The sequence below is a fragment of the Methylovirgula sp. genome (genome assembly GCF_037200945.1).
Lineage (GTDB): Bacteria > Pseudomonadota > Alphaproteobacteria > Rhizobiales > Beijerinckiaceae > Methylovirgula.
The window spans coordinates 2,737,793-2,749,663 of record NZ_JBBCGP010000001.1 but is presented as its reverse complement, the minus strand read 5'-3'; the positions used below and the strand labels follow the sequence as shown (position 1 = coordinate 2,749,663).

The 11,871-nt window shown below is 59.7% G+C and carries 11 protein-coding genes and 1 tRNA gene; 1 reads left to right on the top strand and 11 read right to left on the bottom strand.

Annotated features, from left to right (window positions below):
* Positions 1 to 50 precede the first annotated feature (50 nt).
* The 8 genes from WDN02_RS13330 to WDN02_RS13295 form a co-directional block, all read right to left on the bottom strand.
* The gene (locus tag WDN02_RS13330; protein WP_337293960.1) at positions 51 to 647 is read right to left on the bottom strand and encodes a nitroreductase; all 597 of its coding nucleotides are present in this window, start codon (positions 645 to 647) and stop codon (positions 51 to 53) included.
* The gene (locus tag WDN02_RS13325) at positions 644 to 1,351 is read right to left on the bottom strand and encodes a helix-turn-helix domain-containing protein (protein WP_337293959.1); all 708 of its coding nucleotides are present in this window, start codon (positions 1,349 to 1,351) and stop codon (positions 644 to 646) included. Before WDN02_RS13325 ends, WDN02_RS13330 begins: the two co-directional genes overlap by 4 nt.
* Positions 1,352 to 1,466: 115 nt before the next feature.
* The gene (locus tag WDN02_RS13320; protein ID WP_337293958.1) at positions 1,467 to 1,844 is read right to left on the bottom strand and encodes a response regulator; all 378 of its coding nucleotides are present in this window, start codon (positions 1,842 to 1,844) and stop codon (positions 1,467 to 1,469) included.
* A gap of 119 nt (positions 1,845 to 1,963) precedes the next feature.
* Positions 1,964 to 2,584 carry a response regulator FixJ gene (gene fixJ / locus WDN02_RS13315; RefSeq protein ID WP_337293957.1) on the bottom strand — a complete coding sequence of 207 codons (621 nt, stop codon included), beginning with the start codon at positions 2,582 to 2,584 and terminating at the stop codon, positions 1,964 to 1,966.
* Positions 2,574 to 4,451, bottom strand: coding sequence for a PAS domain S-box protein (locus WDN02_RS13310; RefSeq protein ID WP_337293956.1), 1,878 nt, complete (start codon positions 4,449 to 4,451; stop codon positions 2,574 to 2,576). Before WDN02_RS13310 ends, fixJ begins: the two co-directional genes overlap by 11 nt.
* Before the next feature lie 723 nt (positions 4,452 to 5,174).
* Positions 5,175 to 5,250 (bottom strand) — tRNA-Lys (locus WDN02_RS13305).
* 72 nt (positions 5,251 to 5,322) lie between these two features.
* Entirely contained in the window at positions 5,323 to 5,568 is a 246-nt protein-coding gene (locus WDN02_RS13300; RefSeq protein ID WP_337293955.1) for a DUF1467 family protein, read from the bottom strand.
* Between the two features lie 78 nt (positions 5,569 to 5,646).
* On the bottom strand, positions 5,647 to 5,970 hold the full coding sequence (locus WDN02_RS13295; protein ID WP_337293954.1) for a DUF971 domain-containing protein: 324 nt from the start codon (positions 5,968 to 5,970) through the stop codon (positions 5,647 to 5,649).
* Between the two features lie 203 nt (positions 5,971 to 6,173).
* On the opposite strand from WDN02_RS13295, the gene moaA reads away from it, so the two are divergent.
* Positions 6,174 to 7,163: a GTP 3',8-cyclase MoaA gene (gene moaA / locus WDN02_RS13290; protein WP_337294941.1), complete on the top strand. Its 990-nt coding sequence runs from the start codon at positions 6,174 to 6,176 to the stop codon at positions 7,161 to 7,163.
* Positions 7,164 to 7,167: 4 nt separating this feature from the next.
* On the opposite strand, the gene WDN02_RS13285 is transcribed toward moaA, so the two are convergent.
* The 3 genes from WDN02_RS13285 to WDN02_RS13275 form a co-directional block, all read right to left on the bottom strand.
* Positions 7,168 to 8,271 carry an Mrp/NBP35 family ATP-binding protein gene (locus WDN02_RS13285; protein WP_337293953.1) on the bottom strand — a complete coding sequence of 368 codons (1,104 nt, stop codon included), beginning with the start codon at positions 8,269 to 8,271 and terminating at the stop codon, positions 7,168 to 7,170.
* Positions 8,272 to 8,295: 24 nt separating this feature from the next.
* Complete coding sequence (locus tag WDN02_RS13280; protein ID WP_337293952.1) at positions 8,296 to 11,007, bottom strand: valine--tRNA ligase; 2,712 nt, start codon at positions 11,005 to 11,007, stop codon at positions 8,296 to 8,298.
* 98 nt (positions 11,008 to 11,105) lie between these two features.
* On the bottom strand, positions 11,106 to 11,768 hold the full coding sequence (locus tag WDN02_RS13275) for a DUF2497 domain-containing protein (RefSeq protein ID WP_337293951.1): 663 nt from the start codon (positions 11,766 to 11,768) through the stop codon (positions 11,106 to 11,108).
* Between the last annotated feature and the right edge of the window lie 103 nt (positions 11,769 to 11,871).

Below are 11,871 nucleotides of genomic sequence, written 5' to 3'. Positions count from 1 at the left end.
ACTACCACATACGCTGTCGCTCAGCGCCTGCTCTGTGAGCGGGCGATCGGCTAGTCGATCCACTGAAGAAGCGGAGGATTGCGCGGGACAGGTGGTGGTGTTTCGCGCGCATAGCCGACGATAATCGGTGCGATCGGGATATAGATCGAGTCGAGTTCGACCGCGCGCTTGCCTTCAGGCGTTTTGAGCCAAGGCTGTGCAAATCCGATCCAGCACGTCCCCAACCCAGCGGAATGAGCCGCGAGCATAAGATTTTCCGCCGCGAGGCCGACGTCCTCGACTGCCCATTCGCTTTCTTTTCCCGAGATCAGGATCATTGCCGGCGCATGATAAAAGACATGGAAGTCGGGATTACTTAGATGTTCGCGGATTCCATTCGGCGTTGATTTAGGATTCAGCATACTCAGCATGTAAGGTTTCGCGGCGGCCGATATGCGATCAAGAAGCGCCAGATTTCGTATAATTGTAAAATGCCATGGCTGGGCGTTGAACGCACTCGGTGCCTGGATCGCGGCATCAACAAGCTTCGTCAGAATATCGGCGGCGACGGGCGCGGTCGTAAAATTACGTGTTGCCCGCCGCCCATAGATGGCCTCCGTGACGTCCATTGAGAGGCCCTGCTCCGGGGCGTGTGACAAGTTGCTCATGCATTGAGCTCCCTAAGGGCGGACGGATTTTTGAGACGAATCTGGCGTGCGGCCGGAATTTCGATGAGCGCATCGCGCTCCAGTTGCGACAAGGTGCGCGAGACGGTTTCGATCGTCAGCCCGAGATAATCGGCGATGTCTTGCCGCGTCATCGCCAAGTTGACGATTTTGCCACCGTTTGATTCATCGATGCCATCGATGAGAAACGCAGCGACCTTCTCGGTTGCGCTCCGGCGCCCAAGAAGCAACGCGTGTTCCTGCGCCCTTGCCAAGCTCTGCATCGCGTAAGAGAAAAGCTGGGCGAGCAGCCCTTCGTCATTTGCTGCGAGCGCTTCAAGCCCGCGACGACGATAGGAAATCAATGTGCAATCGCAGACGGCCTCGGCTGAGAAGCCATGCGAGCCGCCCGGTTCGAAACCGAACACGCCGCCAGCCTTATAGAAAGCATCAATCTGCCGGCGGCCATCACTCAGGAATTTGCAGGTCCGCACGACGCCCGAGACAACTTTGAAGAAGAGATCGGGCTCAGCACCTTCGCTATAAATCTCCCGATCCTGCCCAAAATGCAGGACTGCTCCAGCCATGCCCAGCGCAGAACCTCGCTCCGACCGTTCGCCTGGCGTCTTCGTCCAAGGGCTACGTGCCACCACCGCGGGAGGAAACGGCGTGGCATGATCAACCGAATAGGCTAACTGCGTCGACATCGGGAAGCTCCATCTGCGAGAACGTTCCTTATGTCTATCGGCCGGTTTACGGGCCGGATATTGAGTTACCTCCTAGGGGATTCTACGTAGAGAAACGGATGGGATCGAAGATCACCTACGACGAAATGCCTAAAACGTCGTGGATGTTCTCTAGCAGGACACTGTCCGAGAGCGGCTTTTCCACGACGTGGCGGACGCCAGCCTTCGACGCACGCTTACGAAGCGCGTCGGTTGCAGCGCTCGTGATGAGAATGACCGGGAGCGCGACTTGTAAGGCGTTGAGGCGCTCCATCACCTCAAATCCGTCGATCACCGGCATTCGATAATCCAAAATAAGACAACGCGCTCGCGAAAGATCGGGATGCTCCAAGAGTTCCATGCCGCTGCCGCAGGCATGCACCACGAGTCCCTCAAGCTCGAGCACAAACTTGAGCGATTCGCGCACGGCCAAATCATCGTCGACCACTAAAATAATATCCGACCCACTATTCATTTCACGGAAACTCCGCCCGGTAAATGAAATGTGAGCGCCACGTCGCACCGGCGCCTTGATGTAGCGCAAGGGGCGCCAAGCTCGATCATCCCGTGGCAGTTTCGGAGGATCGGGCGCGTTCAGCCGGTGGGCAGCACCTTTGCCTGCACGGCCATCCGCACAAGGCCGGAGAGGCTGTCCGCGCCCATTTTCATCATGACGTTGGCGCGATGCACTTCAACGGTCCGCGGGCTAAGCTTCAGGTCATAAGCAATCGTCTTGTTGGGATGCCCCGCCAGCAGGCCGTCCAGCACCTGCCGCTCCCGCGGCGAAAGAGATTGCAGTTTTGCTTGAATCTGGACGACTTCCGTCTCGTGATGGCCAAGCTCGTTGTAACGGTCGAGCGCGACGCGAATAGCAGAGAGAAGCAGCTCATCGTCAAACGGCTTTTCGATAAAGTCGACGGCGCCAGCCTTCATGGCTTCCACGGCCAGCGGAACATCAGCATGGCCGGTCATGATGATCATCGGCAGATGAACGCCGAGAGTCTTCAGGCGGCGTTGCAATTCCAGCCCGTCGATGCCCGGCATCCGTACGTCACTGACGATGCATCCCGGTTGTAAAGTGCCGAGCGCGGCAAGAAATGCGACACCCGATTCATAGACGCGGACCGCCAAGCCGGCGGTCGCCAAGAGAAATGCCAACGACTGACGCACGCCATCATCGTCATCGATCAAATGCACGACCGAATTACTCATCACCGAGATCCTCCCCGGCGATGGTCTTGAGCGTCAGATGGAAGACGGTCCCGCCATCCGCATCCGGCTCCGCCCAGAGGCGACCGCCATGCGATTCGACAATCGTCCTCGAGATTGACAGCCCCACGCCCATGCCTTGGCGCTTTGTGGTTATGAACGGTTGAAAGAGCTGATGCACAATCTCCGGAGCGATACCGGGGCCTGTATCAAGGACATCGATCCTCACGGTCTCGTTGTCTTCCTTATATGTGGAGACGGTCAATTCACGCCTCTCAACCTCTTGCATTGCCTCGACCGCGTTGCGCATCAAATTGAGCAAGACTTGCTGAATCTGAATCTTGTCGGCAAGGACGAGCGTCGAACGCGATTCAAAGAGAAATGAAACGCGTACCCCGGTTTCCTTAATACCCACAAGCGCAAGCGCGCTCGCCTCCTCAATCAGCCTGACGAGATTTTCGATCCGCCGCTCGCTTTCGCCGCGCGCAACGAATTCCCGCAGGCGTCGAATGATCTGCCCAGCTCGCAGCGCCTGGTCCGCCGCACGATCCATGGCCTCACGGGCCATCGGAATGTTATCGCTATTGCCACTCTCCAGGAGCCGTCTGCCGCCCCTTAAATAATTCGCGACTGCGGTGAGCGGCTGATTGAGTTCATGCGCCAGGGTGGAGGCCATCTCCCCTAGCGCCGTAAACCGCGACATGTGGATGAGTTCAGACTCCAATTCCTGCAACCGTAGCTCCGCCTCTTTGCGCTCGGTAAGGTCGCGCACAAAGCCAGTGAAAAAACGCCGCTCACCCGAGCGCATCTCGCCGACGGACAGTTCCATGGGGAACGTCGATCCATCTTTCCGGCGCCCGACGACCAGCCGACGAATACCAATGATACGGCGTTCGCCCGTCGTAAGATAACGGCCGAGATAATTATCATGCTGCTCCTGATACGGCGGCGGCATCAGAATTTTAACGTTTTGGCCAATCGCTTCCGCGGCCGAGTAACCGAAGAGCCTTTCCGCGGCGGTGCTGAACGATTGCATGATCCCTTGGACATCGATGACGACCATCGCATCTGGAACTGTATCGAGGACGGATTGCAAATGAGCTTCGCGTTCCGCAAGCGCGGTCTGCGAACGTTTGGAGGCGGTAATATCACGCGCGACCTTCGAGGCCCCGACGAGCCGCCCCTGGCCATCATGCAGAGGCGCCGCGCTCAGGGATACATCGAAAATCTCGCCACTCTTACGCCGACGGTACGTTTCGAAATGTTCGACGCGTCCGCCCTCCTTAAGGCGTGCCAGAATTTCGTATTCTTCGTTCTCGCGACCACGAGGCAGGATGAGAGAGATGGATTTGCCGACGATCTCGCCGGCAGAATAGCCAAAGATGGTCTCGGCGCCTCGGTTCCAATCTGTGACGATTCCATCCAGGGTCAGGCCCACGATAGCGTCGTCGGAGGACGCGACGATGGCGGCGAGGCGGCCGTTCGTCTCGTCGGCGGCGCGAAGAATGACGTCGACGAGAATGCCCGTGACAGCAGTCGGCGCCCCTTCGGAAGGGCATGCCCCGCCCCGCATGCGAAACCAGCGATCTTTGCCATCGACGGGAATGGTGCGGAAGGCAATATCGTGCGCGTCGCCCGTGAGACTCCGGCGTAGGGCGCGATCAGTCCTCTCCCGATCGTCAGGGTGGAGCCGTGCAAGGAATTCGGAATAATCGAGGGAATCGCCTGGCGCATCGAGAAGCTCACATGCGCGTGATGACAGGCTTAAAGCATTCGTCCCAATATCCCAGCGCCAAATCCCGATGCGCGCGGCTTCAATCGCGAGCAAGCGGTCGTTCGCAGACGCGGCAGTCGCATCAAGACGTATTGCCATTCGAACAATATAACCTTGTAACAGCCTAAGTATAACTGCCACGCCGGATCTTTTGGAAAAAATATTAGCCGCGCTCGGAATTGCACGAGCTGCGATCTCACGCTGGGTCCATCAGTGGCCGAACAGCATCGTCGTTCTCCGGATGCCCCATCATTTGTCGCCGATTGTCATCCGGCCTGACTGAGATGGTTACGAACAGCTATTGCATAAGAACTCAGGACGGCTTGTCTTTACAAAGAACATGTCAATCTGCCAAAGCGAATCGTCCCTCTGCCGCCATAACGGCTCCGACATATCAATGACGCGGAAACCTCGCTCCGACATGTAATTAATCATCTCAATGAACAGCGGGGCTGTTTCGTGGAGTTTGAAAAAGTACGTCTCGATGATGACCAAATCCGTCATCCCGAGCGTTGCCTTGGCACCGTTTAGAATTTCGCGCTCAAAGCCATGCGTATCGAGCTTTATGAGACACGGACCGCGCAAATTCCGATTTAACACTTCATTGCCGAAAATGTGGCCTGCTCCGGGGTCGGATCAACTCGGGATTCCGGTTTTGCGATGACCCGACACACAGATGCACGGGCCGAACGGACACAAGAGCTCGAACATGGCGGGCGTGTATGCGAAACCGATGCTCGATCAGCGCCGCGATTCGAGAACGGAAAAAAGAGCATTTGTCGGAATGGCTTCGATTGACGGCTTATAAGTCTTTGAGATGATTGGTGAGCGCGTCGGGGATCGAACCCGAGACCTCCTGATTAAAAGTCAGATGCTCTACCGGCTGAGCTACGCGCTCTCAAAGGAAGGTTGCTGCACCTAACCGCATCGGCCGGGCGGGTCAATAGAGCGAGGCGGGATTTGGCGCCGCTTATGCCGCGCCCCAGCCGCAAAGCCACAGCACGACCATCAGGACACCAAAGACGATCAACGAGGCCACCGTCGTCAAAAGCGCTTTTTTTAACAATTGCGGATTGACCGGCGCGCCGGGATCGGTGCCTTCGACATAGGTGCCGGACTCCCGTTGGGAGTGAATTCCTATCGGCAGAATCGCAAACAGCACGACGAACCAGATCGTGATGAACATCGGCACGGCAAGCTCAAAAGAAACCGGCATCTCGAACCTCCTGAAATGGGGCGTTCGCGTCAGTATAAGCTATATATCTCGATGTATAGCTCGCGTATTCCAAAGATATTATTTCTCGCCGGGGCGGTCTCGACTGAGGCTTTTGGCGTCGAGTTCAGCAAGATATTGCGCCCATTTTTCGGTCTGCCGCGCGCCAAGTTCGTAGAGATAGTCCCAAGTGTAAATGCCGGAGTTATGCGAATCGTCAAAGCTGAGCCTGACAGCATAGCTGCCCACTGGCACGATCTCGGTGACGGCAACATTCCGCTTGCCGCCCAAGGTCTTACGCTCGTCCGGCATATGCCCCTGCACCTCGGCGCTGGGGCTCATGACGCGCAAATATTCCGCCGGCAGATCGAAACCGCGGCCGCTCTCGAACGAAACCTTGAGCACCTTCCCGGCCCCTCCCAGGCGAAGCTCACGCGGCCATTGCCGCGGCGCTAGAGGTTGGCGAAGCTCTGACGTCATTGCACCAAACTTTCTTTGGTCCTATTCAAGCTTTTACTTTCGTGGACTATATCAAACCAATGAACCAGTCCTGCACTGATTTGAAACCGGCGCTGCTCCCGCAAAAGCTTGAAGCGCAAGCGCGGCCGCTGGTCGATCCGTTCGGACGGGCAATTTACTATCTGCGCGTCTCGGTGACGGATCGGTGCGACTTCCGCTGCGTCTATTGCATGTCGGAAGATATGAGCTTCCTGCCAAAAGGCGATTTGCTGACGCTTGAGGAACTGGACCGGCTCTGCAGCACCTTCGTCGCGCGCGGGACGCGAAAACTGCGGCTGACCGGCGGCGAGCCGCTCGTGCGGCGGAATATCTTGCAGCTTTTTCATAATCTCGCCCGCCATCTCGATTCGGGCGCCCTCGATGAATTGACACTGACGACCAACGGCTCGCGCCTCGCCTTTTTCGCGCCGGAGCTGGCGGCCTGCGGCGTGCGGCGCATCAATGTCTCGCTCGACAGCCGCGATCCGGAGAAATTCAAGGCGATCACCCGGCGTGGCGACCTTGCGCAAGTGCTGCGCGGGATCGACGCGGCGCAGAGCGCCGGCATCGACGTCAAGATCAACATGGTTGCGCTCAAGGGCGTCAACGAAGGCGAGATCGTTCCGATGATCTCCTGGGCGCATGCGCGGGGCATGGATGTCACGCTCATCGAAGTGATGCCGATGGGCGCTATCGAGCCGGATCGGCTCGATCAATATCTGCCTTTGAGTGACGTGCGTGCCGAGATTGCCCGGCATTTCACCCTGCGCGACCTTGCCTATCGCACCGGCGGCCCAGCGCGCTATGTCGAAGTCGCGGAGACCGGCGGCCGGCTCGGCTTCATCACGCCGCTCACACACAATTTCTGCGAGAGCTGTAACCGCGTCCGGCTCACCTGCACCGGCACGCTTTATATGTGCCTCGGCCAAAACGATGCCGCCGATCTGCGCGCACCGTTGCGTGAATCGGCCAGCGACGATGCGTTGAATGCGGCGATCGAGGAAGCCATCGCCCGCAAGCCCAAGGGTCATGATTTCATGATCGACCGCGCTCACACCGCCCCCGCCGTGCCGCGCCACATGAGCGTGACGGGCGGCTAGGCCTCTACTCGATCACAATCTTTGGCGCGGGGCGTACTTGCGCGCCGACAAGCCCTGCTTGCACCCGTGCAGCGATGTCGCGATAGGCGGCGGCATAGGCGCTTTCCGGCGCTGCGACGACGATCGGCCGGCCATCGTCGGAATGGGCGCGAATATCAAGCGCCAGCGGCACCTCGCCGAGAAACGGCACGCCCAGCCTTTCCGCCTCATGCCGCGCCCCGCCATGGGCGAAAATATCTGAGCGCTCGCCGCAATGCGGGCAGAGAAAATAACTCATGTTCTCGACGATGCCGAGCACTGGCACGTTGACCTTGTTGAACATGGCGATGCCGCGCCGCGCGTCGATCAGCGCCAGATCCTGCGGTGTCGAGACGATGACGGCCCCGGCCAGCGCGACGTTTTGCGCCAGCGTCAATTGCGCATCGCCGGTGCCGGGCGGCATATCGACGACGAGGCAATCCAATTCACCCCAGGCGACATCGCGCAGCATCTGCTGCACGGCGCCCATCACCATCGGACCGCGCCAGACGACAGGCTCTTCTTCATCGAGCATGAAGCCGATTGACATGGCTTTCACGTCGAAGGCTTCGAGTGGCTGGATGCGGTGGTCGACGACCTCCGGCTGCTTATGAATGTTCAGGAGCCGGGGCAGCGATGGACCATAAATGTCGAGATCGAGGATGCCGATGCGCCAGCCAAGTCCGGCGAGGCCAAGCGCCAGATTGACCGCGGTCGTCGATTTGCCGACGCCACCCTTGCCCGAGGCAACAGCAATGATGCGCTCGACACCCGGCACGGTAATGCTGCGCGGCGGCGTTGAAGGTCCTGAGCGGCGCTGCGGCGGCGCACCGGCTGGTGGCTTCTGCGCCGTGAGATTGACAAGCACGGCGCTAACGCCCGGCAGACGCCGCACCGCCTGCTCGGCGGCAAGCCGCATGCTTTCGAGCGAAGCCGCCTGTTCCGGCGCGACGGACAGCGAAAGATAGACCTTATCATCGCGAATGGTGACGCCGGCGATCGTCCCCGTCTCTGGCAACGGTGTCTTGCCGTCCGGCCCGGCGACCGACTTCAACGCCGCGTAAACGTCCTGTTCGCTGATCATGATCATTCGCCTTGGCTGTTGGTAAGCAGCCTATCCCAGTCTCTGTAGCGCCGCTGCAAGCTTTTCGGCGCGCGATTGCGCCTCGACCAAACGCTCGCGGTTTTCCTCGACGACCTCTTCCGGCGCACGCGCGACGAAGTCGGCATTGCCGAGCTTGGCCTCGATCTTCTTCGCCTCGGCGTGGAGCTTTTCAATTTCCTTGGCGAGACGAATCTTCTCAGCCGCGAAATCGATGATGCCCGCCAACGGCAGCGCGGCGAGCGTGCCGCGCGAAATCATCTGCGCCGCCTGTGCTGGCGCCTCAGTCGCGAAAGAAATATCCGAGAGCCGCGCGAGCCGCTTGAGAACATCCGTCCAAGTTTCGGCGCGGCTCCGGGCGGCCGGATCGGCACCGACGAGGACAAGCGGCACCTGCGCACCGGCCGGCACATTCATCTCCGAACGCACGGAGCGAATTTCCGAGATCAGTTCAACAACGAAGCCAATTTCGGCCTCTGCGTCAGGGAAGCTCAATCCCTCAAGCGAAGGCCATTGCGCGAGCGCCAGTACGGTTTCGCGCCGCGCATTCGCCCACAACTCCTCAGTGATAAATGGCATGAACGGATGCAGCAGCTTCACCACCTGATCGAGGATGAAAGCTGTGGTGGCCTGCGTCTCCGCCTTCGCCACTTCGTCTGCGCTCTGCAGCAAGGGCTTGGCGAGTTCGAGATACCAGTCGCAGAAAATATTCCAGACAAAACGATAGGCAGCGTTCGCCGCATCGTTAAAGCGATAGGCCTGGATCGCCGTCGTCACCTCGCCAATGGCTTTTGCCGCCTCGCCGATGATCCATTGATTGAGCGTCACCCGCGCCGTGCGTGGATCGAACGCAACATTGCCGACGCAGCCGTTGATCTCGGCGAAACGCGCCGCGTTCCATAGCTTGGTTGCGAAATTGCGATAGCCTTCGACGCGCTGCGTCGAGAGTTTGATGTCGCGGCCCTGCGCCGCCATTGCCGCAAGCGTGAAGCGGAGGGCATCGGCGCCATATTCGTCGATGAGGCCGAGCGGGTCGATGACGTTGCCTTTCGACTTCGACATCTTGGCGCCCTTCTCGTCGCGGACAAGGGCGTGGATGTAGACATCGTGGAACGGCACATCGTCCATGAAATGCAGGCCCATCATCATCATCCGCGCGATCCAGAAGAAGATGATGTCGAAGCCTGTGACAAGCGCGTTGGTCGGATAATAACGCTTCAGTTCCGGCGTCTCGTCCGGCCACCCGAGCGTCGAGAACGGCCAGAGGGCGGACGAAAACCAGGTGTCGAGCACGTCTTCGTCGCGCGTCAGCGCAACATCATCGCGTCCATAATGCGCGCGCGCCTCAGCGGCCGCGTCCTGCTCGCCTTCCGCGACGAAGATCGTACCATCCTCGCCATACCACGCCGGTATTTGATGACCCCACCAGAGCTGGCGGGAAATGCACCACGGCTGGATGTTGTCGAGCCATTGAAAGTAAGTCTTCGACCAATTCTCTGGGATGAACTTTGTTTTCCCGTCGCGCACGGCGGCGAGCGCCGGTTGCGCAAGAACCTTAGCATCGACATACCATTGGTCGGTCAAGCGCGGCTCAAGTACAACGCCCGAACGATCCCCATGCGGCACAGCATGTTGCGTTGGCTCAATATTGTCGAGCAGGCCACGCTCTTCCATCATTTCGACGACAATCTTGCGCGCCGCCTCGCGGGACTTGCCATCAAGCGCATCAATTGCCGCGTTCAGGTCGCTAGTCTGCCAGTTGACGCCATCGAGAAACGACAGATTGCCTTGAAGCTGAATGTTAGCTTCGGCGTCGAGCACATTGATCAGCGGCAGATTGTGCCTTTTGCCGACCTCGAAATCGTTGAAGTCATGCGCGGGCGTGATCTTCACCGCGCCCGTTCCCTTCTCGGGATCCGAATAGGTATCGGCGATAATCGGAATCAGCCGACCGACAAGCGGCAGCCGCACCTTCTTGCCGACGAGATGCGTGTAACGCTCATCGTCGGGATGCACCGCGACGGCGGTATCACCGAGCATCGTCTCGGGGCGGGTCGTCGCGACAACGATATACTCGCCGGTCTCTTTGCCCGCGTCGTCGACGACCGGATATTTGAAGTGCCAAAGGCTGCCCTTCTCTTCCTTCTGCACGACCTCAAGGTCGGAGATCGCCGTGAGCAGCTTCGGGTCCCAATTGACGAGGCGCTTGTCCTTGTAGATCAGCCCGTCGCGATAGAGCTGCACAAAGACTTTCACGACGGCCTTCGACAGGCCCTCGTCCATCGTGAAACGCTCGCGCGACCAGTCGCAGGACGCGCCGAGCCGCTTCAATTGCGCGACGATGGCGCCACCCGATTCTTCTTTCCAGCGCCAAACTTCTTCGAGGAATTTCTCGCGGCCGAGTTCGCGGCGCCCCGGCTGCTGGCGCTCCGCCAATTGCCGCTCGACCACCATCTGCGTCGCAATGCCGGCGTGATCCGTGCCCGGCTGCCAGAGCACGTCCCTGCCGCGCATGCGCTCGAAGCGGCAAAGAATGTCCTGCAGCGTGTTGTTGAGCGCGTGGCCCATATGCAGCGAGCCGGTGACGTTCGGCGGCGGGATGACGATCGTGAAGGTCTCGGCCTCGGCCCGATCCGGCCGGCCGGCGCGGAACGCACCTGCCTCTTCCCAAAGCGCGGAAATCCGCCGCTCGACATGCGCAGGGTCGAAAGTCTTGTCCATCATCCCGAAAAAACCAGAGAGCCGGCGCGCCAAGCGCCAGCGAGAGCGCCTAAAAGCCCAAGCGGCGGCGCGAAGTCAACGCAGGTCTGAAAACCGGAAGCTCAGCGGCCGCCGCGCGCGACGCGCTCGATTTCGGTGCGGACTAACCGTTCCACAAGAATCGGCAGATTGTCGTCGAGCCAGGCCTTGAGCATGGGCTTGAGCATATCGCGCACCATTTCGCCAAGCACATCGTTCGATTGCAGGAAACGGCTGGCGATCAGCGTATTGAACGCTTGGGAGACCATGGCGTCGGTGGCCGGCGATACGAGCGCCTCCTCCGTCACGACCGGAGCCGGAGATGCAACTGAAGTTGACGGCGCGGAGCGCGGACCCGGCGCCAGGCGGCGTGGATTCTCCCGGCGCTCGACCGGCGACTCTACAGGGCGCGGCGCAGCCTCGCGCGAAAAAGCCGGACGCTCGGCAACGGGCGTACGCGCCGCTAGCGGACGATATTCGCGCCCCGGGACAAAATCGAAACCGCTGCGGAGCGGCGGTGTCGGTTCCGCGGGCGCGGGCTGTGGCGCGGCCGGAATATCCGTCCAGCCTTCGACCCGCTCGGCCTCATAATCCCGCGTCAATTCAATCGGCGCCTCAGTAATGAGCGGTGGCTCTGGTGCGATCTCGGGCGGCGAGGCCGGCATCAACGGCTCGGCCGCAGCTTGCGGCGGCGCTGCATGGTCGTCGGCGATGATGCGACGGATCGAGGCAAGAATCTCTTCCATCGAAGGCTCGTAGGCCTTTCTATCGGCCGCAATTTTGTCTTGCGAAAGGGCGTTTGGCGCGTTCATGCCCTGGGCACTTTCAAAATCGAGCGGATCAGTCCGC